Annotated in this window: 25 protein-coding genes; 15 read left to right on the top strand and 10 right to left on the bottom strand. The window is 42.0% G+C overall.

Annotated elements, in window-relative coordinates; all coding sequences use genetic code 11:
* Positions 1-31: 31 nt before the first annotated feature.
* From HOP45_RS10485 to HOP45_RS10465, 5 genes are all read left to right on the top strand, one after another.
* Positions 32-1267 carry a metallophosphoesterase family protein gene (locus tag HOP45_RS10485; protein WP_181349247.1) on the top strand — a complete coding sequence of 412 codons (1236 nt, stop codon included), beginning with the start codon at positions 32-34 and terminating at the stop codon, positions 1265-1267.
* 12 nt (positions 1268-1279) lie between these two features.
* The gene (locus HOP45_RS10480; RefSeq protein WP_181349246.1) at positions 1280-4081 is read left to right on the top strand and encodes an AAA family ATPase; all 2802 of its coding nucleotides are present in this window, start codon (positions 1280-1282) and stop codon (positions 4079-4081) included.
* An 88-nt stretch (positions 4082-4169) separates the two neighbouring features.
* The gene (locus tag HOP45_RS10475; RefSeq protein ID WP_181349245.1) at positions 4170-4733 is read left to right on the top strand and encodes a GbsR/MarR family transcriptional regulator; all 564 of its coding nucleotides are present in this window, start codon (positions 4170-4172) and stop codon (positions 4731-4733) included.
* Positions 4734-4841: 108 nt separating this feature from the next.
* Positions 4842-5792, top strand: a complete 951-nt coding sequence (gene yhaM, locus HOP45_RS10470; RefSeq protein ID WP_181349244.1) for a 3'-5' exoribonuclease YhaM — start codon at positions 4842-4844, stop codon at positions 5790-5792.
* Positions 5793-5868: 76 nt separating this feature from the next.
* Complete coding sequence (locus HOP45_RS10465; RefSeq protein ID WP_181349243.1) at positions 5869-6048, top strand: sporulation YhaL family protein; 180 nt, start codon at positions 5869-5871, stop codon at positions 6046-6048.
* A gap of 572 nt (positions 6049-6620) precedes the next feature.
* Here the strand turns inward: HOP45_RS10465 and HOP45_RS10460 are convergent.
* The gene (locus HOP45_RS10460; RefSeq protein WP_181349242.1) at positions 6621-8090 is read right to left on the bottom strand and encodes an outer membrane protein assembly factor BamB family protein; all 1470 of its coding nucleotides are present in this window, start codon (positions 8088-8090) and stop codon (positions 6621-6623) included.
* Between the two features lie 134 nt (positions 8091-8224).
* Entirely contained in the window at positions 8225-9247 is a 1023-nt protein-coding gene (locus HOP45_RS10455) for a peptidylprolyl isomerase (protein WP_181349241.1), read from the bottom strand.
* Between the two features lie 190 nt (positions 9248-9437).
* On the opposite strand from HOP45_RS10455, the gene HOP45_RS10450 reads away from it, so the two are divergent.
* Positions 9438-9521 carry a YjcZ family sporulation protein gene (locus HOP45_RS10450; RefSeq protein ID WP_181349466.1) on the top strand — a complete coding sequence of 28 codons (84 nt, stop codon included), beginning with the start codon at positions 9438-9440 and terminating at the stop codon, positions 9519-9521.
* A 66-nt stretch (positions 9522-9587) separates the two neighbouring features.
* Here HOP45_RS10450 and HOP45_RS10445 read toward each other — a convergent pair whose 3' ends face one another.
* Positions 9588-9770 (bottom strand): hypothetical protein, encoded by a 183-nt coding sequence (locus tag HOP45_RS10445; protein WP_181349240.1) that lies wholly within the window; start codon positions 9768-9770, stop codon positions 9588-9590.
* A 118-nt stretch (positions 9771-9888) separates the two neighbouring features.
* A complete protein-coding gene (locus tag HOP45_RS10440) occupies positions 9889-10440 on the bottom strand; it encodes a DUF3267 domain-containing protein (protein ID WP_181349239.1) in 552 nt (183 codons plus the stop codon).
* A 232-nt stretch (positions 10441-10672) separates the two neighbouring features.
* Between HOP45_RS10440 and HOP45_RS10435 the strand changes: the two genes are divergently transcribed.
* Positions 10673-11005, top strand: a complete 333-nt coding sequence (locus HOP45_RS10435) for a DUF1878 family protein (protein ID WP_181349238.1) — start codon at positions 10673-10675, stop codon at positions 11003-11005.
* A 37-nt stretch (positions 11006-11042) separates the two neighbouring features.
* On the opposite strand, the gene HOP45_RS10430 is transcribed toward HOP45_RS10435, so the two are convergent.
* Together HOP45_RS10430 and HOP45_RS10425 are read right to left on the bottom strand one after the other, a co-directional pair.
* The gene (locus HOP45_RS10430) at positions 11043-11612 is read right to left on the bottom strand and encodes an HTH-type transcriptional regulator Hpr (RefSeq protein ID WP_181349237.1); all 570 of its coding nucleotides are present in this window, start codon (positions 11610-11612) and stop codon (positions 11043-11045) included.
* A 217-nt stretch (positions 11613-11829) separates the two neighbouring features.
* Positions 11830-12351: a GbsR/MarR family transcriptional regulator gene (locus tag HOP45_RS10425; protein ID WP_181349236.1), complete on the bottom strand. Its 522-nt coding sequence runs from the start codon at positions 12349-12351 to the stop codon at positions 11830-11832.
* A gap of 283 nt (positions 12352-12634) precedes the next feature.
* Between HOP45_RS10425 and HOP45_RS10420 the strand changes: the two genes are divergently transcribed.
* The 4 genes from HOP45_RS10420 (at position 12635) to HOP45_RS10405 (ending at position 16769) form a co-directional block, all read left to right on the top strand.
* On the top strand, positions 12635-13840 hold the full coding sequence (locus HOP45_RS10420) for a quaternary amine ABC transporter ATP-binding protein (RefSeq protein ID WP_181349235.1): 1206 nt from the start codon (positions 12635-12637) through the stop codon (positions 13838-13840).
* Positions 13824-14675, top strand: coding sequence for an ABC transporter permease (locus tag HOP45_RS10415; RefSeq protein ID WP_181349234.1), 852 nt, complete (start codon positions 13824-13826; stop codon positions 14673-14675). Before HOP45_RS10420 ends, HOP45_RS10415 begins: the two co-directional genes overlap by 17 nt.
* 83 nt (positions 14676-14758) lie before the next feature.
* A complete protein-coding gene (locus tag HOP45_RS10410) occupies positions 14759-15700 on the top strand; it encodes a glycine betaine ABC transporter substrate-binding protein (protein ID WP_181349233.1) in 942 nt (313 codons plus the stop codon).
* A gap of 226 nt (positions 15701-15926) precedes the next feature.
* Positions 15927-16769, top strand: a complete 843-nt coding sequence (locus HOP45_RS10405) for a protein phosphatase 2C domain-containing protein (protein ID WP_181349232.1) — start codon at positions 15927-15929, stop codon at positions 16767-16769.
* 53 nt (positions 16770-16822) lie between these two features.
* On the opposite strand, the gene HOP45_RS10400 is transcribed toward HOP45_RS10405, so the two are convergent.
* On the bottom strand, positions 16823-17242 hold the full coding sequence (locus tag HOP45_RS10400; RefSeq protein ID WP_181349231.1) for a YtxH domain-containing protein: 420 nt from the start codon (positions 17240-17242) through the stop codon (positions 16823-16825).
* Positions 17243-17580: 338 nt separating this feature from the next.
* On the bottom strand, positions 17581-18015 hold the full coding sequence (locus HOP45_RS10395; protein ID WP_181349230.1) for an HIT family protein: 435 nt from the start codon (positions 18013-18015) through the stop codon (positions 17581-17583).
* Positions 18016-18163: 148 nt separating this feature from the next.
* Here HOP45_RS10395 and HOP45_RS10390 point away from each other — a divergent pair, with 148 nt between their 5' ends.
* The 3 genes from HOP45_RS10390 to HOP45_RS10380 are packed head-to-tail and all read left to right on the top strand — an operon-like array spanning position 18164 to position 20875.
* A complete protein-coding gene (locus HOP45_RS10390) occupies positions 18164-18907 on the top strand; it encodes an ABC transporter ATP-binding protein (RefSeq protein WP_181349229.1) in 744 nt (247 codons plus the stop codon).
* Positions 18900-20114, top strand: coding sequence for an ABC transporter permease (locus HOP45_RS10385; protein WP_181349228.1), 1215 nt, complete (start codon positions 18900-18902; stop codon positions 20112-20114). Before HOP45_RS10390 ends, HOP45_RS10385 begins: the two co-directional genes overlap by 8 nt.
* Before the next feature lie 50 nt (positions 20115-20164).
* On the top strand, positions 20165-20875 hold the full coding sequence (locus HOP45_RS10380) for an EcsC family protein (protein ID WP_181349227.1): 711 nt from the start codon (positions 20165-20167) through the stop codon (positions 20873-20875).
* Here HOP45_RS10380 and HOP45_RS10375 read toward each other — a convergent pair.
* Complete coding sequence (locus tag HOP45_RS10375; protein WP_181349226.1) at positions 20872-22050, bottom strand: M20 metallopeptidase family protein; 1179 nt, start codon at positions 22048-22050, stop codon at positions 20872-20874. The genes HOP45_RS10380 and HOP45_RS10375 overlap by 4 nt on opposite strands.
* Before the next feature lie 117 nt (positions 22051-22167).
* Positions 22168-22605, bottom strand: a complete 438-nt coding sequence (locus tag HOP45_RS10370; protein WP_181349225.1) for a ferritin-like domain-containing protein — start codon at positions 22603-22605, stop codon at positions 22168-22170.
* A gap of 303 nt (positions 22606-22908) precedes the next feature.
* Between HOP45_RS10370 and HOP45_RS10365 the strand changes: the two genes are divergently transcribed.
* Positions 22909-23559, top strand: coding sequence for a phosphatase PAP2 family protein (locus HOP45_RS10365; protein WP_181349224.1), 651 nt, complete (start codon positions 22909-22911; stop codon positions 23557-23559).
* Positions 23560-23566: the final 7 nt, after the last annotated feature.

Below are 23566 nucleotides of genomic sequence, written 5' to 3'. Positions count from 1 at the left end.
GTGAGGCAGAAGCAAGAAAGGAAGATGCTGAATGAAAGCGCCCATACGATTTATACACAGTGCAGACCTACACTTGGATTCTCCTTTCGCTGGCAGCTCTAATATGCCAGATTGGTTATTTCAGAATTTGCGAAACAGCACGTTCGAGGCTTTCGACCGTCTCATTGAAACAGCTATTGAACACCATGTCGATTTTATCCTTCTCTGTGGAGATGTATTTGATCAAAAGACACGAAATTTAAAAACTCAAATCTGGCTGAAGCAAAGGATGGAAAAATTGGCTGAGCACCATATTCACGTCTTTATGAGTTATGGCAATCATGACCATACGGGGGGCGATTATCACGACATTCCCTACCCTGACAATGTAGATGTTTTTGAAAAATCTACCGTCCATGCCAAGCCTTTTACGAAAGATGGTCGGACAGTCGCATACATTTATGGTTTCAGTTATCCCGACCAGAATGTTTATGAAAATAAAACATCTGAATATTGCATAGAAGCTCATGCTGATTACCATATTGCCATGTTACACGGGAGTTCCATGCGTTCGAGCGAACATGAACATTATGCACCGTTTACCTTAACCGAGCTCCTGGATTGTAACATGGATTATTGGGCGCTAGGCCATATTCATCAACGTCAGTCTTTATCCGAATATCCCCCTGTTCATTACTCCGGCAACATTCAAGGCCGATCAAGAAAAGAAACAGGTGAAAAAGGGTGTTACGTCATTGATTTAAGTGGCGGCAGCTGTGACATGCGATTTCAAGCTCTGCAATCATTTCAATATAAAAACAAAGAACTCGATGCCGTTCACGTAAACAGCATATACGATTTGGAAGGTCTTTTGAAAGAAACAAAAGAAAGTCTACGTCAAGAGCAGAAAAATCCTGTCATGCTCTATGTATCAGTGAATACGCCTGAAGCCGCTAAATTCAATCAATGGAAGTTGGAAGGCGATATCGAAGAGTTAATTGAAATAGAGAATGAGAGAGAAGAGGGGAAGGCATCCTGGATTTGGATCACGCATCTTTCTATCCAGCCTATAGCGGATCGTGATGAGTCTGCGCTGTCTCAAGGGAGTCACTTCAGCGAGGAATTGATCCGCCAGGCCAACACGTATACAGAAATAAATGAAGCCCTTGCACCCTTATTCCGTCACCGCCAAGCGCGAAAATACTTAGCGAAACTATCAGATGAAGATAAAGAAGCGATTGTGAAAGAAGCAATGCAACTGGCATTGGAAAAATCGTTACATGAGTAAGGGGGTGAATGTGTGAAACTGATTGCTGCTGAGATATATGGCTTTGGCAAATGGCAAAACGAACGTTTCACGTTTCAAGAGCAATCACCGATTATTATAAACGGCGCAAATGAAACGGGAAAGTCCACGTTACGTCGCTTTTTCATGTTTGTCTTGTTCGGGTCTCCTCCGAAAGAACGTGAATTTTTTCAGCCAAAGCGTGGAGGAGAAATTGGAGGCAATCTTGAGATATGTGTTCCGGAAATCGGTATTTTGTGGATTGAGCGGACGCATCGTAAGCGAAACGGCGAAGCCATTTGCCGCTTGGAAAACGGAGAAGAACGTGGGGAAGACTTTTTGAAGCACGCACTTGGAGGCATGACACGCCAGGTCTTCCAGTCGATCTATGCTTTTGATACGGACGACCTTGCCTATTTTTATGATAGCAAAAGCGGAACATTGGGAGAAGCGTTAATGAATGTGGCCATGGTAGGGTCTGATCATATTCAGTCAGCTGAACAGTGGCTGAAGGAAAGACAAGCTGAACTGTTTAAACCTAACGGAAAAAAACCAACGATCAATCACCAAATCGAAAAACTGACCAGCCAGGCTAAGGACATATCAAACCTTGAGGCAAGGGAACAAGAATATGGGAAATTGATCGAACAAAAGCAACAGACAGAAGCACGGCTGGCACGTGCAAAAGAGGAACTGGATGCTTATAACTATGCTTATAGAGAATTAGAGCAATTATCTCAAGTCCTTCAACTTATTGAAGCCTACCACAGCAATAGTACACATCGTGACGAAGGAGGGAGGCTCCACTCGCTGGATTTTCCGGAAAATGGTTTGGAACGTTTCAGACAATTAAATGAGGCGATCCTTCCGATGGAAAGTGAATATCGAGTACTTAAAGAGAGGGTGGACCAATATACCAGTGACAAACAGCGGTTAGAAGAGGAAGCAGCCGATAGCGAAACAGTTCAAACAGCGCAAGCGCTATGTCAAAAAGGGGAGGAATGGAAGCAGCTTAATCAAAAGATGGAGAACCTGAGTCATCAAATCAATGAGCGTTCCAGAACGCTCAAAGCAGATCTAACACATTTGAGCATCAATCTTCACGTAGACGACTTGGAGGATTATACGTTTCCTTATTATCTCGAAAGTCAATGGGAAGAATTGATCCAATCGAGACAAAAGTTGCAGCAAGAAGCAGATGAAAGCACTGCCAATCTAAACCAAGTGAAACGTCAGATTGAATACTATCAGACGTATGTCAATCAACTGGACCACCGTACCTACAATGATCATTCACCTTCCAGCGCTTCGTCTGACTGGCTTAATCGGGCATCACATAAATTGGTAGGAGCTATACTTGGCTTAACAGGTGCAGGATTCCTAACGTCTTGGCTGTTCGAAGGGGGAATGGGGACTGACGTTGTCTTAGTGATCCTCATTCTTATGCTTTCCGTGATTTCGACGTATTTGATCTTGAGTCAAAAACCGAAAAATACCGAACAAGGCGACGCCGTGCAGTGGAGCGTGCAACATACAACTGATCATGTACGCCAATTGAATTTGGATAAAATTCGTCTGGAAGAACAAGCCCATCAACTCGAGCACCAGTTAGCGGGTTTATCTTCTCATATCGAAACGCACGAAAGTTATTACCCGTTCCTATCAGATATTCCTTTAGAAAAATGGGTTACGCTCTATCCGTCATTGAAGCATGCGAAAAACCTCTCGCTTTATATTCAAGATCTTAAACAACAATCAATGGAGATGGAAGCAACAGCTTCATCGTATGAACAAGAGATAAAGACGTTTTTGTTGAAAAATAATCGGGTACTGAAAAATGAGTCAGTTCAGCATTGTTTGGAAAAACTAAAGACATGGGTGGCAAGACAGGAACAGATTGAAGAAGAGCGTGTCCACCTCACCGCCTTGATTGGTAAAGAAAAACAAAAAGTAGACGAATTGAGCCAACGGATACATCCCTATAAAGAGAAAATCAACATGCTCATGCATCAGGTCGGTGCTGAAACGGAAGAAGACTACTATCAGGCAGCTGCTCAGGCTGAATCAGAGCAGGATAGGTTAGATAAGTTGCAGAGTCTGTCTGAGCAAATTAGGGGGGCATTGCCAGCCTCGACGCTTGAACGCTTCAACGTTTTTGAGCAGCCGATCGACCCCATCGATCTGCAGGAACGAATGAATGAAATGGAACGTGCCATTACCGCGTGTGAGGAGTCTTTAGAAGGGCTGAGGCAACAGCAGGCTGATATGAAAAGTTCCATAAAAGACATGGAGCAATCAGAAAAATTAGGTTCATTGAAGCACGCATTTGCAGCAGACCAAGATCGACTCAATAAACAAGCGAGAGAATGGGCAGTCTATCAAGTAGCCGATCAATTGATTAAAAAAGCTAAGAGAGTCTATCAAGATGAGTATGTGCCAGATATAGTGAACGCTGCAGAAGAAATTTTCACACGTCTTACAGCAGGGAATTATAATAAAATAATAATCGATGCGAATAGCGAGATGCTCCAAGTTAGAAATCAAGATAATCAGTTATTCCAACCAGCTGAATTGTCGAGAGGAACGACGGACCAATTGTATGTTGCGCTTAGAATTGCACTTGGTATCACGATGATGAAGGTGAATCCATTTCCTTTCTTTGTTGATGATGCGTTTGTGCATTTCGATTCAAACAGACAAGCCGTAATGATGAAAGTCATGACAGAACTTGCAGATCATCACCAGGTCATGATATTTACTACACGTACAAAAACAGCGAATCATTTTCCGAACCGACAAAATATAGCACTTCAGTAAACTTATCCATGACAGGTGGTCGCAAATTTAATTCAATAATGATAGAATATCTTAAGTAAATGTCGAGATGATAATGGAGGGTTATCCATTGGCTAGGGAAGAAAACAAAGAATGGACCCAGTATGAAGAAACGTTGGAAAAATTCATTCAAGTTATTGCGAAGAATATGAGTCTTTACGGTGTCACCCCGTCCATTGGAAGGTTATATGGTGTACTCTATTTTGCAGATGAGCCAATGACTTTAGATGGGATGCGGGAAGCTCTTGATATGAGCAAAACCAGTATGTCGACAGGAGTTCGAGCATTATCGGAAATGAAAATGGTCGAGCCTGCCTTTAAAAAGGGAATGCGAAAGGATTTGTATAAATCGGAAGAAGATTGGTATAAATCGTTTACTACCTTGTTTGGCAACCGCTGGCGGCACCATACCGAAACCAATATAGAAGAAGCTGAAGAAACCATCTCAGAATTGAAAAAAGTGGCGGCCCGGACTAATGACGACACGTTGAGAGAAAAAGTCACCAATGATATCGATCGTTTGCGCTATGCGCAAAATTACTACCGTTGGTTGATGCGCTTCATCCATGTAGTCGAATCGGGTGAAATATTTGATTACGTTCCTAAAATCGATCAATACGAACCAAAAGAATAAGCGTGATTAAAAGGCTGTTCCAGAACCTTGGCATCATGAACCGAGCAGTACGGTTCACGTTCAAGATTCGGAACAGTTTTATTTTTATAGTAGAAGGGGAGCGAAAAGATGAAGCAAGGGATCGGGCATTATAATATCGGAGACCCGTTTGATTATTTCATGTTGATTAGATCCTCTGTTAAAGGGGTGGCGAGTAATGGCAAACCATTCCTGACGTTGATGCTGAAAGATGCTACAGGGGAAATTGAAGCAAAGCTATGGGAAGCGACTGGAGAAGATGAAGACATGTTTCAATCAGAGCAAGTTGTGAAGGTGACAGGTGAAGTCAGTCAGTTCAGAGGAAGACCCCAGTTGAAAATCCATTCCATACGACCTGCTCAGGCTACGGATGGCGTTCATGCCAATGATTTTCTGGAGAAAGCTCCCGTGAATAAAGAGAACTTGATGGAACGTATAACTGAGGCTATCTTTGAGATGAAGAACCCCAATTTGCAGCGGATTGTCCGTCATTTTGTGAAGAAATATCAAGATGCGCTCCTTACATACCCAGCCGCCATCAAAAACCATCATGAATACGTATCAGGTCTTGCTCATCATATTGTGTCAATGCTTAATGTTGCCGCGAAGCTTAAAGAACTTTACCCTTCATTAAATAAGGATCTTTTGTACGCAGGAATCATCCTTCATGATTTGGGTAAATTAAAAGAATTATCCGGTGTAACGGCCCCTGCGTATACAATAGAAGGTAAGTTAAAAGGGCACATATCTATGATGGTCGAGGAAGTTTCTCATGCGGCAGCAGAACTGCAAATCGAAGGTGAAGAAGTTTTAATCTTGCAGCATTTGATTTTAAGCCATCACGGTAAAAACGAGTGGGGCAGCCCGAAAGCACCGCAGATCAAAGAAGCCGAAGTGCTCCATCACATTGATTTGCTCGATGCCAGAATGAATATGCTGGACCGCTCGCTCTCAAAAGTTAAGCCCGGAGAATTTACGGAAAGACTGTATGCTTTAGAAAACCGGCAATTCTATAAGCCGTTATTTGATGGAGATGAATAGGCAGGAGCCTAAAGCGGGGCATATCTTTCCTGTTCAGCTCATATAGTGGTACAAATTGGACAGGAGGGACAGCCCCATGCTTTTTGATATTCCTGTATGGGTATTATTCTGCATACTTTTCATCTTCTTTAGCGGGTATATGGCTTTTCGGGCTTTAAGAGCTGAACATCGTCTGGAGCAACAGTTTATTGAAAGAGAAGGTCAAATTTACATGTCAAGAATGGAAAAAGAAAAAAAGACACGGGAGCATGCATGATCTGGGCGCAAAGGAAGAGAGCAGATCAACGTGCTCTCTTTTTTTATTAGGCTCTATTAAAGTTTAGTGTTGGTATTGCTAACAAAAAAACTTTCAATATTATGGAAGTTCTTCATTTATTATATATTGAGCTAATTCAACTAAAGCCCCACTATTGTGGAAGACTCAGTTTCGAGATGTTTGTTTGGGTTTAGGGCCGTTGGGGAAGGATTCGCTTTCCTGCGGGGGAACTGGCAAGTCTCCTCAGGCAAGCCCTGCGGGGTCTCCGCCTAGCTCCTTCTCCTGCGGGAAGTCTCACCCTTCCCCAACGGCCCTTGCCTTATATGTTTCTCGAAATCACTTCCGTAATAAGCAGCTTTTTATACGCAAGGAACGCGCAGGAATATAAACATCCATGACGCTTAATACGGCAACGAACACCAGTTATCTCGAAACGGAGTCTTACAGAATTCTGCCTTTTAACGAAAGACTCCGTTTCGAGATAAATATCCACTTCAAATATCAACACTAAACTTTAACAGAGCCTATTATTAAATCCCCTTTTCTAAGTAATGGACGCATTCATTTCAACATTAGCGTCGCAAAGCCCATTTTTTAAAACTGACCACAACGGCAAATATCAATGCTCCTACGAGAATAAGTGGAAAGATATAGATCCAAAACACAAAGCCTGTTTGGCTGTCTTTCGATGTAGGCTCAGTTTGATAGGAATCGTTAGCACTCAGAATGTCGCTTAGTGGTAATGCATATACATTGCTATCCTGGCTGCCTACGATAAATGTGTCATTCATAATGAGGGGGCCAGATGGAGCAAGTGTACCTCCAAGTTCTTTTCTGCCTACTTCTTCACCGGTCTCTGTATCATAAGCATGAACGAATCCTTCAGCATTTGTGAAATAAACAGCGTTGTCTTTGGCTACAGGCGGAGCTTTGTTAACCGTATTTTCCTCAGTCCATAGGCGTTCACCTGTATCTAAATCATAGGCGTAGAATTGTTGGGTAATCGGGCTACCGACAAATACTTTGCCGTCATAAATCATCGGAGCGCCAGATTTATTATTTTTGACTAAGGGGCCGACCCCTAAGCTTTCCCTCCACTTGATCTCCCCTGTCTCAGTATCCAGTGCATAGATAAAATGTTCAGGATGAGAGGAGCGTTCCAACCCAAACAAGGATTTTGTAATCTCTTTATAGGCTTGCATGGCCCCGCTTGAATGGTAAATATCTTTTAATGCAAGCGAGTCAGGCGTTTCAAGTACAGTGGTTACGACTGTGTCGTTACTGATAGCAGGAGGGACGTCATCCAATCCAGCAGTAGCATCAGGAATTTTAGTTTCCCATCTTGTTTCATTTGTACGCAAATCAACTGAATAGAACGTATAGGGGCTTGGTGCTCCGCCTCCTATAAACAAATGATCTTGATAGATATTGGGAGACGACATGCTGAAGATAGACCCCAGTTCTATTTGGTCAATCAAATCGCCTGTTCCAGGATCCAATTGGTAGACAGACTGATCGCCCGTGGCTGCATAAATGGAACCATCGTAATAGGCTGGTGTTGGCATGACTTCACCTTCTGTTTCATAGGTCCACAATTCATCTCCAGACTCTGCATCTACTGCCATTATCCCACTTTCTTCTGTACCTCTTATACCATTCTCTTGAAAAAAGCGATTGCCAAAACCCACAAAGAGGGTTCCGTTCTTGTAGATCATTTCTGAGTGAATCCAATTAGGGGCTTGGTTTGTCCAGAGTTTTTCCCCCGTGAGAATGTCATAGGCAAACATATCCCCAGTGTTATGGTTGCCTATGAATATTCTGTTTCCAACAACTACTGGGGTGGAGCGGATTTCGTCATTTGTTTTGAATTTTTGAGCTGGTAACGGTGGGATGTCATCATCTGAATCAAAGACAGGGTTATTTGTATCGTATAACCGGTATTCCGTCCAATCGGAGGGTCCGAATTGTGCTTTTGTAAGTGCAGGAAATATTAAGCAGATTGAAATGAATGTAAAAAATGTATAGGTTAACTTCTTGCCCATGTGTTTTACTCCTCTCGTATGAAAAAATAAAGCTTCTATTAAATGGTACCCGTTGCAAAAGAAGATAACCCCTTATCCTCCCATAAAAAAAGCAGTCCAATTATAGGAAAATTGGACTGCTTTTATTCAATGCGTTATTCGCTTGATTCACCTTCGGAATCTGAGTTAGAGGAATCTTCTTCAGAATTCCCTTCGCCTGAATTGGAGTCGGATCCACTACCGGAGCCTGATCCGTCACCAGAACCGGAGCCACCTTCTGGAGCTTGTCCGCCTCCTTGACCTGATCCAGGTACTTGAGCTTGCTGTTTAAATAAATCCTTGTATTGCTCAATCTTAATGTCAACATCCGCATCTTCAATCATTTTTTGAACTTTTTGCTGTAGTGCTTGCTGGTCCATATTCTGACTAACAAGTTGCCGTTTTACTCTGTCTTTTTCTTCTTCAAAGGAGCCGAAGTCTTCTTTATCACGCTTATCGGTCACTTTTATGATATGGAAACCGTGTTGCGTCTGGACAACATCACTTACTTCACCTTTTTCAAGGCTGTAAGCTGCATCTGTGAATTTCGGAACCATTGCATCACTAGAGAAGTAGCCAAGGTCGCCGCCTTGTTCGCTAGATCCATCAGTGCTGTATTCTTTAGCTAGCTTTGCAAAATCCCCGCCATTTTCAAGCTTTTGTTTGACTTCTTTTGCTGTTTTCTGATCTTCCACTAAGATATGGCTAGCCTTAATTTCTGTTTTCATGCGTTCATACTGTTTTTTCAGTTCTTCTTCAGAGAAATCCGCATCTTCAGCTGCAGCTTTTTCTTGCAGGAGCCCTAAACGTACGGTTTTCTTGAAATCTTCTTCATTTTTGAAGCCGCTTTGTTGAAGGACCATTTGAAATTGGTCGCCATACTGTTCTTTCAAGCTTTCAACTTCTTTGTTGACTTCTTCTTCTGAAACATCATATTTATCAGATAGCACTTGGTTAATTACAAGTTGTTGCAACACTTCACTTCCGTGCTTATTCTTCAGCTCTTCATAAAATTCCTCTTTGGTAACGTCTCCCGCGCTAGACTCAACGACCTTTTCGGAATCTTCAGCATTTGATGAGCAGGCAGACAACGTAAGTACACTTGCTGAAAGCAAGAAGGCAATCGATGTTTTTTTCATTACATGTACACTCCTAAAAAATAATATGTTCTGACATAGGGTTGTTCAAACAGCCTATATCATAATATAACATATTTTACCTCGAAGATACCATATTGATGTAAAAATGAATTGATTTGGGGTAAGAGCCCATCCCGAGGCGGATGTCTATGCATAAGATAACAACGTAAGCAGTGAGGGAGGTGGAAGTATGAGTCAAAAATACGGGGGTGGCTTCGCCCTGATTGTCGTGTTGTTTATTTTGCTCATTATTGTAGGGGCAGCCTGGCTCTAGAGTAATGTCTCTTCCTCAAAAAAACAGGCCGAACTGCATAAAACTGCATAAGGCCTGTTTTTTACATTACATAGCAATAAGAATTTCCACATAGGAGGAAATGAGCAGGATGGTAATAAGGACATTAATGGTCCTGAACACTTTTAATTGCTTCTCATCCGACATACTCGTTTTCAAACATAAGGAATGGGTAAGCGAATTGATGAAGAATAATACGATTAACGCGAATACAATAAATACATATACCACAGGAAGTTACCTCCTTTATTCCCTATGAAACTACTGTATCAAACTTGATCTTTGTTGAACAGAAGAAAGGATTATTCATGAAAAAGCAGTACTGTTCCAGTGAACAGCACTGCTGTGATTATGCGTTCTTTTGTTGCACAAGGATATCGTAGCCTTCCTTTGCATTTTCAATGATGCATTTACGCGGTGCTTTCATGAAATAATGAATATATAGAAAATCGGAAAAACTGAGTCCGATATTCACAGCAGAAAATAATACAAAATAAGCGAAATAATCTGGCAACACATATCCCATGACCAATCCTGGCAGTGTGATAAACAGAGTTGGCGACAGCGCCATCAAGAGGGATGTCTGCTTGGATAATGTTGATTTGCATTGGTAAACAAAAGTTGGTATGAGACGTCGTTTGAATTTGAATTTCATTCTGAGACGTTTATTGGTCAAAAGTAATGGCACGATGTGCATCAGACGATGGATTGCAGGCAGAAAGAATAAAATAATCACTAAAGGCAAAAAGCCGTGGTCTTTAACATCGTGCGTGCTATGAGCCATCGAAAAGGGTAAATAAAGGAACAAGAATGATACAAGTCCTGTTAGAAAGGACATGAGATATATTCGATTGATCCCGATATCTTTATTAATGTTGACTGACTTCACACAATTTATCATTTGGGAAGCCCCCTTTACTACAAAATATCTAGTGCTCTGTTTACTAAATCATCTATGCTATTCATTATTTTAATGATATGTTTTGTAGCGGCACAAGACGAATGATAGTATGTTTGAGAAGAAAAAGCAATAGCTTTTTTGTAAAAAATTCAACTCTCTTTGAGAACTGGTATGTCAGGCTTTATAATAGAGTTAAGTTCACCGCAGAGGCTAGCGGTAGGAGGCAGTGTCGATGGGGGAAAATGAACAGTGTCAGATGCTTTCGTTTCATGTTCAATTAATGTCGAATCTTGAGTGGACGGATGCTTATCCTTTTACGAAAATGGTCATTACTCATAACCTTACGAAAACGGAATATGAACAGGTTTTCTTTTTGATGGAAGAATTACACGATACGTATGAGAAGTATCAAGCGGAAGGGTTCGTGGATTATTCACCTTTATTGATTCATTTTGCTGGAATGCTTTCTTATAAATTGAATCCCAATCAAGCATTGCGGGCTCTTTACCAGGAAGGAATTTACCCAAAACTTACAGGCACTCTTGTAACGTATCTCAGAACGTAAAATCCTTCGCATATTTTATGCGAAGGGTTTTTAGAAACTATGATGATTTTGTTTGCCGTTTATAGTCTTCAATGATGGCAGGCTGTTCCATATCCAGATTTTCAATATTATCCAGTGAGCGTTCTAAGATCTCCATATACTCTTCTCCATAAATCTCTTTGATTAAAGCTGACAAATCGAGAAATTCAGGAAGTTTACCATACATCTCGGTCATCGGAAGAGATCCTTTAAAAACTGAATTATTTTCAGGTTGGTACTCGTTCAATGTCGACTCGAGCAAATCACTGCCTTTTTCAGTTAATTGGATATACGTATTCCGCTTATCGTTCTCTCGTTTAGAAAAGACAAGCAATCCGCGTTCTTCCAGTTTTTTTGAAAAGTTAAATGCCGTCGAAACATGCATCACGCCAAACTTTGATACTTCAGAAATGCTTGCCCCTTTTAAATGGTAGGAGATCCATAAAATATGGTGTTCGTTGATGTTCAATTTAAATGGTTTGATCCATTCCTGCCAATCTTTTTCTATTGCTTTCCACAAGGCTTTAGACAACTGAGCCATTTTATGACTATAGAAAATGGCTTCCTGTTTAGAAATATTATCTTTCAATACGTTTCACCTACTTTAAAAGTTGGAGTGTTCAGTCTGTATTCAGTTTGACGACCTCCAGAAAGATGGCTCCATAAGTTATACTTCTATTGTACATGAAATGAAGTATAAAAAAAATAATTAGGGAGAAGATATACGGACTATTCATGAAAATTCGACAAAAAATACAACTGCGTGCAATAAATTTCCTTTACAGGAAATTTAAAGTGCAGATGTATTACTGGATGGATGAATTCGCTGGTTGAATTTCTTCAAATGTGTGGCTGATTTGTTTATGAAAACTGATCATATCTTCAATGCGATTGTATAACGTATTGGCTTCATCTAATAGAGGCTGCGACATTTTCTGCAGTTCTCCTTCATTCATTTTCTCCTCGATTTCTTTGAGGCATTCTTTTTGGTTATAGGTGGCCTCTAACCATTTCTGGACGTAGGAGGTCATGAATTTCTTATAGAGGTTTTCATTGGCTTGATATAAATCCTTTCGCGTTCCTTTGCGCCAAACACGCTCCACTAAACCTTGATCAAGGAGACTTCGAATGCCTGTGCTCATCGAGGTCTTGCTTTTTCCAAGTGCTACGCTCATTTCATCTAAAGTCATCGGATCATTATTAATGTATAGTGTCACAAAAAGCCGCGCGTCTGCAGGAGTCAAACCAAACATTTCTAATGTTTTTGAGAATTCATGGATGACAGATGTTTGAACATCCTCTAGCGACAGATGATCTTTTTGATTCATAGGAACCTCCTCATTACATGCTAGTGTAAACATTACTATAGACATTCTATTTATGAAAATATCGTTGCCCCCTTTATATTTAAGGAATATGGAGATAATTGAAGAATATTGTCGATTCAATCCGTACAGTTCAAACTGTATATAATTTTTGTTCTATTTTATTAGAATTTATGGTTTGTACTTTTTATTACAAATAGGTTACAGTGTATAAGGTGAAAGATTGTGTACGGCCATTAGTACAGACGAGACCATACAATTATAAATAAGTAGAGAGGTGAATGATGTGCCGATCATCAATGTAAAAGATTTATCGAAGATCTTTGGACGAAATGCCAAGCAAGCAACAAAGTATTTAGATGAAGGCTGGTCCAAAGACGATATTCTTAAAAAGACAGGAAACACTGTCGGGGTGAATAGGGCAACTTTTGCAGTTGAAGAAGGCGAGGTATTTGTGATCATGGGGCTTTCTGGAAGCGGGAAGTCGACATTGGTTCGTTTACTCAACCGATTGATTGAACCGACTGAAGGTAGTGTTGAAATTGAAGGCCAGGATTTGGCTAAGATGAACAGCCATGATTTACGTGAAATACGTCGTCAGAAACTAAGCATGGTTTTTCAGCGTTTTGCTTTATTCCCACACCGTACCATTCTTGAAAATGCCGAATTCGGTCTTGAGGTACAAAATATCGATAAAGAAAAGCGCAAGAAAAAAGCGCAAGAATCACTGGAAATGGTAGGGCTCGGAGGCTACATGAACCAATTTCCCGGTCAACTCTCCGGCGGTATGCAGCAACGTGTCGGGTTGGCCAGGGCGCTTGCCAACGATCCAGAAGTGTTACTGATGGATGAAGCTTTCTCAGCGTTAGACCCGCTCATCCGTAAAGAAATGCAGGACGAATTGCTGGAACTTCAAGAGAAGATGAAGAAAACCATCATCTTTATCACACACGATTTGGACGAGGCTTTACGGATCGGCGATCGTATCGCGCTGATGAAAGACGGACGTATTGTCCAAATTGGGTCTCCGGAAGAAATTTTAGTGAATCCTGCCAACGAGTATGTTGAGAAGTTCGTTGAAGACGTGGATCGCTCAAAGATATTAAATGCAGAACACATTATGAAGCGTCCTGAAACGGTTGATATTGAGAAGCATGGTCCGCGTGCAGCACTTGAACGCATGCGTAAAGAAGGGCTATCTAGCATCTATGTCACCGACCGTAAACGCACATTGCATGGATATGTTACAGCTGATGACGTCTCAGAAGCTGCTAAACAAGAGCAGAAAGACTTGAAGTCGATCATGCGCACAGACGTGCCGAAAGTGACACTTCAAACATCCATGAACGAAATTTTCGACATGATTCATGATTCTCCAGTGCCTATCGCAGTGGTTGAAGATGAAAAATTACAAGGCATCATTGTACGCGGTGCTGTCATTGCAGCACTAGCTGGTGGAAATGAGGTGAATTTAAATGGGAGTGATTCCTAAGGTTCCCGCTGCAGAATGGATATCCTCTGCAACGGAGTGGATCACGGATACATTTGGTTTTTTATTTGATTTTATTAAAAATGACTTTGGGGATTTTATTGAAATATTCGCCGAAGATTGGTTGATGAGTATTCCAACGTGGTTGTTTATACTTGTTGTGGTTGTAACAGCTTTCTTTATTACCGGCAAAAAATTCGGTCTGGCAGCCTTTTCCCTTGTTGGCCTTTGGTTCATTAGTAACCAGGAGTTATGGGAAGAACTGATGAATACTTTTACACTTGTTATTTTTGCCAGTATTATATCAGTTATCATAGGGGTGCCGTTTGGGATTTGGATGTCGAAAAGCAGGATTGTGGAGACAATTTTGACCCCCATCCTTGACTTTATGCAGACCATGCCAGCCTTTGTTTATTTAATCCCGGCTGTCGCATTCTTTAGTATCGGAATGGTACCTGGTGTGTTTGCGTCGGTTATTTTTGCCACGCCTCCAACGGTGCGTTTCACCAATTTGGGGATACGGCAGGTTTCAAAGGAATTGATCGAAGCATCCGATGCGTTCGGTACGACAGGAAGGCAAAAACTGTTGAAAGTTCAATTACCGATGGCCAAGAAAACCATTATGGCGGGTATCAACCAGACAGTTATGCTTGCGCTTTCTATGGTGGTCATTGCCTCTATGATCGGGGCAAAAGGACTTGGTCAAACCGTTATAACCGGATTACAGCGTGCTGAAGTTGGAACAGGGTTTGTTGCTGGTCTAGGCATTGTCATTCTTGCCATCATCATTGACCGTTTTACGCAAAACCTTAATACGCACAAAGGCGAAAATGCCTGATTTAACGATTGCTAGGTTAGGGTCAACAATGTGTTGAGCCTTTCACTATAAATTATTTATTTTTTCAAAGGGGAGAGATTTACATGTTTAATTTAAACTTGAAACGTCTCGGCATTGCTGCTGGACTTTCATTATCATTAGTCGCAGCTGGCTGTGGGTCAGAGGACGATAGTGGCAGCGGAGATGACACAAATTCCGGCGGAGATTCCGGTGAAGAAACAGCTGGTGTCGGCGAAGGTGTCAATTATGAAATTACAGGTATTGAAGCAGGAGCAGGAGTTGTAGCAGCTTCTGAAGATGCAGTTGAAACATACGACAATCTTGAAGGATGGGAAGTTGCAACGTCCTCCAGTGGTGCAATGGCAAGTGCATTAGGTGAGGCGATTGAGAACGAAGAACCGATCATTGTAACAGGTTGGTCTCCTCACTGGAAATTTGCTCAGTATGACTTGAAATACCTTGAAGATCCTGAAGGTGTCTTTGGCGGGGAAGAACAAATTAAGACCATGGCACGTCAAGGACTGGAAGAAGATATGCCGAATGCTTATGCCATCCTGGATAATTTCCAATGGGAAGCTTCTGCTATGGAAAACCTGATGTTAGAAATCAATGAAGGAACTGAACCTGGTGAAGCAGCAGCGACATGGGTTGAAGAAAACCAAGATAAGGTTTCTTCTTGGACTGAAGGTACAGAAGAGGTAGACGGCAAAGAAATTGAACTCGTTTACGTTAACTGGGACACTGAAATTGCTTCGACAAACGTTGTAGCTGAAGTGCTTCGTAACCAAGGCTTCGACGTAACCATTACAGCACTGGATAACGGTCCAATGTGGAACGCAGTTGCGAATGGCGAAGCAGATGGTATGGTAGCAGCATGGTTGCCGGGAACGCATGGTGATCTTTATGAAGAACATAAAGACAACCTCGTGGACTTAGGTGCTAACTTAGAAGGTGCTAAAATCGGTTTGGTTGTTCCATCTTATGTGGAAGCTGACTCCATTGAAGACCTTCAACCAGCTGAATAATCCAGTAACTTAAAAGCCGATGCGCTTTTTTATGAAAAATGATAACTCTAACGATCATATGGCCCCCATGACATAACGTCATGGGGTTTTTTTGCGCTATTAGATATTCTGGACTAGATGTATATGTTTTCAGCATACTTTTAGATATAATCAAAGTAGATTGTATAAGGGAGAACATCGTTTGTTACATTCATCTTTTCAATTAATTGAAAGGGAGTGATTTGAGTTGAAGATAGAGTCCTATACATACAAAGGCGTCGGGTCATTAAACGAGGATGCGCTGATTATTAATCAGGAGGCTGGAATTTTCGGGGTAGCCGATGGTGTCTCTTCATTAGTCCCCTATAAAAATAAGAATGGCCATACAGGAGGATATTTAGCAGCTCACATCATAAAAAGTCAATTCGAGTCGTTGCACGTTTGTTATAGTCTGTACGATCAATTGGGGCGCGTTAATCATACAATCAGAGAAAAGATGCACGATGCTCGTATAGAATTGAGCAAAAAAGAGCAGCTGTGGGGAGCAGCACTTGCAATCGTGCAGGTTACGGAGCAAGGCATAACGTATATACAAACGGGCGACTGCATGGCCGTGGTCGTTTATCGAGATGGACACGTGAGGCCGCTAACCATTTCCCAACTCTCCCACTTGGAAAAGAAAGGGCTTGAGAAATGGAAAGAGGGCGTAGATTCGGGGATAACAAACAGAGAAGAACTGATGGCTAAAGTGAAAGAAACGTTGATTCACAACAAATATATGAGCAATACCAAAGAAGGATATGGCGTTTTAAACGGGGATCAAGATGCGATGGCGTTTACGGAATATGGCAAAATTAATCAAACTGGTATTACGCACATGATTTTGTTATCAGACGGTCTGTTTTTACCGGAAGATCTAATTCCTCAATATCGTCATTATTGGGAGTATACAGTCGATCAGATCCTGCAGAAAGGATTGGAACGCTATACACATGAATTGATAAAAGAAGAGGAAGCAGACGCAGATTGCGTAAAATACCCAAGATTCAAAGTGTCGGATGACAAAGCCGGGGTTGTGCTTCACTTTTGATTAAAGAGATAAAAAGGTCTGAACACTAGTAGTGTCAGACCTTTTTTGGCGTGTTATTGGTTTTTGGGCTGCTGTGCATCCGGATCTTCAGTGGGAACTTCAATCGTCGTGTTCTGTTCAGCCTTTGCTTTATCCTCAAGTTCTTTTAAACTTTCTTCTATTTGGGACAAGTATTTCTGAATATTTTTTTGGTGAGGCTCGACCGTTTGTTTCCAGCTTTCAATGGAGGATTTGACATCCTCAGAGAGTTCTTTGATCAATTCGGCTCCTTCTCTGGACGTTTGGGCAATCTGTTCTTTAAGCTGGAAGCCTTCACCTTTTAAATTCATAATCGTGTTTTTAAGATTTTCACTTTGTGCAATTGCGTTACTTCGTAAATCTTTTCCGGAGGAAGGGGCATAAAGCAGAGAATATGCAGCTCCTGCTACACCGCCAACCACGAATCCTAGAAATAAAGATTTTCCATTTGCCATAAACGTTACTCCTTTCGTATCATGCCTCATATGTATTATTTTCTCTTAATATGTACCATTGAAACCTGAAATATAAAAAAGAATAGTATTTGGTGCGAAAAATCAACTGAGAATGAGAAAGGGTCCTGCAAATGGAAGCAGTCGAGTGACCGTTCAGCCCAATCATCATGCTGCAGGACACATAAAAGATTGCTTCCCGCGTATGCTTAAGCGCACCTCTGGAGAAAAAAGAACCCCAATTGGGCGCACTTAAGTAAACCGGTTGAGATGGGTTTTCTTCCTAAGTGTATGCCATCATTATAGCAGACAAAAGGGTATGTTTGAAGTCCTCGTTGTCGTTAATTCGAAATGTTCTGACTAATGGCGCTTGCGATTTGTTGCAAATCCTCAGGGGTATAATCATCTGCTTGAACTTCCCATTTTAGGTTAAAGCCATCATGTTTCCCGTATCGCGGCAGCAGATGAATATGTAAATGAAAAACGGATTGACCGGCTGGTTCTTCATTGTTGTTCAATACATTTAGGCCAACTGGACTGTAGGTAGCTTTAATAGCATTGGCCACTTTTGGGACGCGAGCGAATACTTTTTCTGCTAAAGCAGCATCAGTGTGGTAAATATCTTTTGTATGATGTTTCGGTATGATGAGCGTATGGCCTTTTGTCACTTGGCTGATGTCGAGAAAGGCATAGACTTCTTCATCTTCATACACTTTCGCTGAAGGGATTTCTCCATCTAAAATTTTGCAGAATATACATTCTTCCTTCTGAGTCATGCAACCACTCCTTCGCACATTTTCCTTTATTATATCATACCTGACCCCCCACGCAGAAAATGAAACACCCGGCTGTTTTCAAAACCTTGATTTGGTACCAGGTACCCGTTATGATTAGAATGTGATGTTATAGAAATGAGGGATGGTTATGGAGCCGTTGTTACATATTGAGGATCTTTACGGTGGGTATACACATAAGAATGTGCTGCACGGTATTTCGTTTGATGTGCACCCGAATGAGATTGTAGGATTAATTGGCTTGAATGGAGCGGGTAAGAGCACTACCATTAAGCATGTAATTGGGATGATGCAGGCTAAGCAGGGAAAGGTCTCCATCAATGGACAGACGTATGAGACGGACCCGGAACACTATCGTCAGCAAATGGCCTACATACCAGAAATGCCGATTCTATACGATGAATTGACTTTATATGAGCACCTTCATTTAACAGCGATGGCTTACAACATTCCGGAGGCACAATTTGAAAAGCGGCTGGAACCATTATTGAAAGAATTTCGCATGGAAAAGAAATTGAAATGGTTCCCGGTTCATTTTTCTAAAGGGATGCGGCAAAAAGTCATGATCATGTGTGCATTTTTAATTGAACCTGAACTATATATTGTAGATGAACCGTTTGTGGGACTTGATCCGCTTGGTATTCAATCTTATTTACAATTAATGAATGACATGAAGGATGCGGGTGCGGGTGTGCTCATGTCCACCCATATTTTAGCAACGGCGGAACGGTACTGCGACCGCTTCATCATCATTCATGATGGTCAAATCAGAGCGATCGGCACATTAAAAGAATTGCAGACGTCCTTTTCAAACCCGGGCGCAACACTGGACGAACTTTATATTCAATTGACGAAGGAAGAACAGCATGATTGATGCTAAAGCGTTTTGGAATCGGCGTTTTTCAGATCACCTAAAGGAGATGAACCGGTATTTGCGCTATATGTTTAACGGTCATATAGCGATTGCGATGCTTTTTTTCATCTCTGCCTTAGCCTATTATTACCAGCAATCGTTGCAGGACCTTCCTGATGATTTTCCCACAGCTGTTATAGTCGGTGTGGTATTCGGGCTAGTTGGTGCCCATAGTCCTGTCCGCACGCTACTTAAAGAACCAGATCTCGTATTTTTATTTCCAGCGGAGCATCAATTGAACGCGTATTTCAAACGGTGCCTGCTTTACAGTTTTGTCGTTCAGCTTTATATTGTGTTTCTCGTGGCAGCAGCGCTCGGTCCTCTTTATTTTGCGTCCTATCCAGAGCTTGGCACGCGTCATTATTTAATGGTCATAGGGGCCCTGCTCATATTAAAAGTTTGGAATATGTTGTCGAATTGGTGGATGCTGAGGGAACGAAACCCCAGAGTACGGGGGATTGATCAAGCGTTACGAATCGTATTGAATGTGGTTGTCTTTTACTTCTTGGCGCAGGGCGTGTGGTTATACGCTGCACTGGTGACGGTACTGTTAGGAGGAACAATGTTGTATGATTACGCTTTTGCTCGCAAAAAAGTCGGGCTTGCCTGGGACCTCCTTGTGGAAAAGGACCAGTCGAGAATGCGCATGTTCTATCGCTTGGCCAATATGTTTACTGATGTGCCCCATTTAAAGAACACCGTCAAAAAACGCCATTGGCTCGTCCGTTTGGTTACTAAGGGCGTTTCATACCGTCAAAGTCAGAGTTACGCTTATTTATATCGTATTACGTTCATTCGCAGCACCGATTATTTAGGCATGTATTTAAGGCTGATTGTGATTGGCGGGGCAGCGGTCTATTTCGTACCCAACATATGGGTGAAAATTGCCTTTGCCATTCTATTCTTATATTTGAGTGCTTTCCAGATGATGGCGTTATGGAATCATCACCGTACCATCGACTGGCTCGACCTTTATCCAATCAAGCAGGAATGGAAAAAACAGGCCATCATGGAATGGCTTACACGTCTAATGATTTTACAGACCGTATTATTCGTTGTGTTATTTATCATTCAATGGAATCTCTTTGGCTCAGTGGTCGTACTGATAGGAGGCGGGTTGTTCAGCTTTGCCTTTCTGCATGGCTATGTTAAACCACGATTAACGTAATAACGAATAGGATACCTGGCTTGGTATCCTTTTTCTATAGGGGTGAGTTGATGAAAGATGCATATGAAGAACAAGCCTTAAAAGAAGCGTTGAGGTCAGCCAAATCAATGGAAAAACGTTCTTCTGTAGTGAAGCGTACGTCGAAACGGATTCAAACGACGATCAATCGAAAAATTCCTGATCACGTGCACACTGTTGTGACAGAAGCGATTCGCAATATGATAGAGTTATCCCTTACCTCATCAAAATACATTCATCATGTTGACGTTGATTCCTCTTGGTCATTGAAAGAAAGAGAAGATCATCTTAAAGAACGCTTGACTCAATATAAGCGAACAGCAGCTTTGGAAGGGGCAGGTACTGGAGCGGGTGGGTTTTGGTTAGGTGTAGCCGATTTCCCTTTACTGCTCAGTATAAAAATGAAATTTCTGTTTGATATCGCTCAGCTATATGGATTTGATGTTCATCGTTATGAAGAACGGATGTTTATCATTCACGTGTTTATGCTGGCGTTTTCGAGTGATCATAAACGTGTAGAGACGTTGGGCATCATTAGAAATTGGGAAACGGAGAGAGAAAAATGGCAGGAGCTAGACTGGAAAAGCTTGCAGCAGGAGTATCGGGATACGATTGATCTCGTCAAATTATTTCAAATCATCCCGGGGATCGGGGCTGTAGTCGGGTACTTTGCAAATGGAAAATTGTTGGAGCAACTTGGAGAGACGGCGCAAATGAGCTACCGTCTCAGATTGTTGCATTAATCAGCGTAGTTGTCTTGGTAGGAACGGAAGGCCTGGAGCAATGTTTTGGCTGCATGAACTAAGGCTCGTTCGTCAAAGTCGAATTTCGGGTGATGATGTGGATAATAATGGTCGGGGATTTGGGCGCCTGTGAAGAAAAAAGCGCCGGGCTTATCCAGTAGATAATAGGCAAAATCCTCGCCGGCCATAACAGGTTCGATCTCTTCGACTTGCAATTCAGGCGCAGCTTTGGCAATATGATCGAGCACAAGCGCAGCCTCTTGCTCGTGATTGACCACAGGGGGATACCCTTTGTGATAATTGAATTCGTAATCGGCTTCATAAGAGGCGCATGTCCCTTTCACGATTTTTTCCATTTCTTGAATGATCAAATCCTGCACCTGGTGATCAAATGTACGGACCGTTCCTGTCAATTTTGCAGAATCAGCTATGATGTTGAACGCATGGCCGGCTTCGAACATACCGATACTTAGGACGGCTGTACTAAGCGGGTTTACGCGACGACTGACGACTTGTTGCAAAGAGGCCACTAATTGAGACCCGATCACGATTGCATCTTTTGTTTGGTGGGGCTGGGCGCCGTGACCGCCTTTTCCTTTGATGGTGATATCAAAACGATCTGCTCCTGCCATGAATGGCCCCCTGGCGGTTTGAATCGTACCTAGAGGAGCATTAACCCACAGGTGCGTGCCAAATACAGCATCGACATCTTTAAGCGCCCCCGAATCTACTATGGGCTTTGCGCCTCCGGGAGCATATTCCTCGGCATGCTGATGGATAAACACAACTGTACCAGGGAGTTGATCCTGAAAAGGCAACAAGGCTTTTGCCAACCCTAGCAGGGCAGCAGTATGTCCATCATGACCACAGGCGTGCATGGCACCATCATGTTTGGAGACGAATGCGTGATCATTTTCTTCCTGGATGGGGAGGGCATCAAAATCCGCCCGCAGTGCAACCGTTTTTCCCGGCTGTCCTCCTTTAAGCGTAGCGATAACGCCATTGCCCCCGACTTTTGCCGTATAGGGAATCCCCAGCTTTTCGTATGTATCCGCAATAAAACCGGCTGTTTCAGTTTCTTCAAATGAAATCTCAGGGTGTTGGTGTAAATAACGTCTTGATTCAATCATGTTGCTATGTTGATTTTCAATTGCCGCGAAAATATCCTGCCACATGACAACCCCTCCTTAAGTTAGTCGATTGGCTCATAATATAACAGAGAATGCACCATAATAAAAGCGGTTCATTTCAGTAAAAAACTCCCCCGACAAAACGGAGGAGTGGAGTGGTAACTAGGAATGGAGACGGGAGTCCTGAAGAAGACGCTGCATTTCTTCCATATGGCCCGTTTCATCTGAAATCAGGTCATCAAGTTTGACTGACAGTTCCGTAAGCCCCAGTTCATCTGCTTGCTGTTTACGCTCTTCATAACGTTTGATTGTTTGTGCTTCTGCGTGGTGCGCTTCTTCTAACATAGCTTTTACTTCTTTTAGCTGTTTTACTTCTGCAGGGCCAGTAGTCGGCGTTCCTCCAAGCACACTGATTTTTTCAGATAAGTAAAGGGCGTGATTTTGTTCATCGGCAATTTCACTTTCAAAAAATGGTTTCAATACAGAGCGATATAATCCAGAAACGACTGCTGCATTGTACGTATACATAATAGTTGCGGCATACTCATGAGCTAAATCTTCATTCAAGCCATCAATGAGTTGCTTCATTTTTTCGTCCATAAAACAAACATCCTTTCTCAATCCAATTTAATTAGGCACATTAATACATTACCCATCTATGGTCTCATTAAACAAGGATAAGGGACATTTTTATTTAACCATGTTAAATGGTAGTTTTACGTGGAACTTCGGTAGTAGTAAGGATAGGGAAGGAACGTGCGCAAACCAACGGAAAAGACTTACCCGTCTCCCAATCAGAGACGTTTTAATAGGGCAATTCTGTGGAATTAATCTTTTCGTCAGGCAAGAAGGGAAGACGTGGAGCAGCTAAGAATTTGCACTCTGATTAAAGGAGACCAAGTCATGCCAAAATCAAAGCGGTTTTATTTTTTTCTGATTTTCTTTTTATTAGCCGGGCTCATAGCGGGCCTGTTTACAGCTAAAGTTCTGGAACAAGGTGTCCCTGACCTTGACCAGGCAAGTAAAGGGTTTGCTAAAGCATTGGCAGGGACATTGATTTTCGAAATCTTTCGTTGGCTGACAGAGTTGGGTTCCTCAACTTTCTTAACCGTAATCGTTGTCCTCGGAGGGACGTATCTCTGGATAAAAAAACACGATCCCCTTGCCGCTCTGATGCTTACGACAGGGGTGCTCGCAAGTTATGGTGTCAATTATGTGATCAAACAACTCATAGCTCGTGAACGTCCCCGAATTTTAGAAGCTGCTGACGGGGATGGGTTTAGTTTCCCTAGCGGACACGCCATGGTTTCAATGGTAGCTTATGGCTTGCTAGTTTACTTTTTCATTTATTATTCAACTTCCATTAAACGTTCCATTCTCATTACAGCAAGTGGGGCAGTATTAATCGCTTTAATCGGCCTCAGCCGCTATATTATACGTGTTCACTATTTGACCGATATTTTAGCAGGATTTAGTTTCGGCTTTCTTTTTTTAATGATTTGGATCCTTATTTACTATCAAATCGACGCCCATGTTTCTCGGTCTCCAGACTGAGAAAAAA

Origin of the sequence: Thalassobacillus sp. CUG 92003 (assembly GCF_013618635.1) — a bacterium.
GTDB lineage: Bacteria > Bacillota > Bacilli > Bacillales > Halobacillaceae > CUG-92003.
The sequence above is the reverse complement of the archived record's forward strand: the minus strand, read 5'-3'. Positions and strand labels throughout refer to the sequence as shown.

Bases quoted from the DNA above. Each gene is read 5' to 3' on its own strand.
- HOP45_RS10410 (WP_181349233.1), top strand. From the start codon at position 14,759: ATGTTTAATTTAAACTTGAAACGTCTCGGCATTGCTGCTGGACTTTCA.
- yhaM (WP_181349244.1), top strand. From the start codon at position 4,842: ATGAAGCAAGGGATCGGGCATTATAATATCGGAGACCCGTTTGATTAT.
- HOP45_RS10455 (WP_181349241.1), bottom strand. From the start codon at position 9,247: ATGAAAAAAACATCGATTGCCTTCTTGCTTTCAGCAAGTGTACTTACG.
- HOP45_RS10435 (WP_181349238.1), top strand. From the start codon at position 10,673: ATGGGGGAAAATGAACAGTGTCAGATGCTTTCGTTTCATGTTCAATTA.
- HOP45_RS10380 (WP_181349227.1), top strand. From the start codon at position 20,165: ATGAAAGATGCATATGAAGAACAAGCCTTAAAAGAAGCGTTGAGGTCA.
- HOP45_RS10370 (WP_181349225.1), bottom strand. From the start codon at position 22,605: ATGGACGAAAAAATGAAGCAACTCATTGATGGCTTGAATGAAGATTTA.
- HOP45_RS10400 (WP_181349231.1), bottom strand. From the start codon at position 17,242: ATGGCAAATGGAAAATCTTTATTTCTAGGATTCGTGGTTGGCGGTGTA.
- HOP45_RS10375 (WP_181349226.1), bottom strand. From the start codon at position 22,050: ATGTGGCAGGATATTTTCGCGGCAATTGAAAATCAACATAGCAACATG.
- HOP45_RS10460 (WP_181349242.1), bottom strand. From the start codon at position 8,090: ATGGGCAAGAAGTTAACCTATACATTTTTTACATTCATTTCAATCTGC.
- HOP45_RS10415 (WP_181349234.1), top strand. From the start codon at position 13,824: ATGGGAGTGATTCCTAAGGTTCCCGCTGCAGAATGGATATCCTCTGCA.
- HOP45_RS10365 (WP_181349224.1), top strand. From the start codon at position 22,909: ATGCCAAAATCAAAGCGGTTTTATTTTTTTCTGATTTTCTTTTTATTA.
- HOP45_RS10395 (WP_181349230.1), bottom strand. From the start codon at position 18,015: ATGACTCAGAAGGAAGAATGTATATTCTGCAAAATTTTAGATGGAGAA.
- HOP45_RS10465 (WP_181349243.1), top strand. From the start codon at position 5,869: ATGCTTTTTGATATTCCTGTATGGGTATTATTCTGCATACTTTTCATC.
- HOP45_RS10440 (WP_181349239.1), bottom strand. From the start codon at position 10,440: ATGATAAATTGTGTGAAGTCAGTCAACATTAATAAAGATATCGGGATC.
- HOP45_RS10425 (WP_181349236.1), bottom strand. From the start codon at position 12,351: ATGAATCAAAAAGATCATCTGTCGCTAGAGGATGTTCAAACATCTGTC.
- HOP45_RS10450 (WP_181349466.1), top strand. From the start codon at position 9,438: ATGAGTCAAAAATACGGGGGTGGCTTCGCCCTGATTGTCGTGTTGTTT.
- HOP45_RS10485 (WP_181349247.1), top strand. From the start codon at position 32: ATGAAAGCGCCCATACGATTTATACACAGTGCAGACCTACACTTGGAT.
- HOP45_RS10390 (WP_181349229.1), top strand. From the start codon at position 18,164: ATGGAGCCGTTGTTACATATTGAGGATCTTTACGGTGGGTATACACAT.
- HOP45_RS10385 (WP_181349228.1), top strand. From the start codon at position 18,900: ATGATTGATGCTAAAGCGTTTTGGAATCGGCGTTTTTCAGATCACCTA.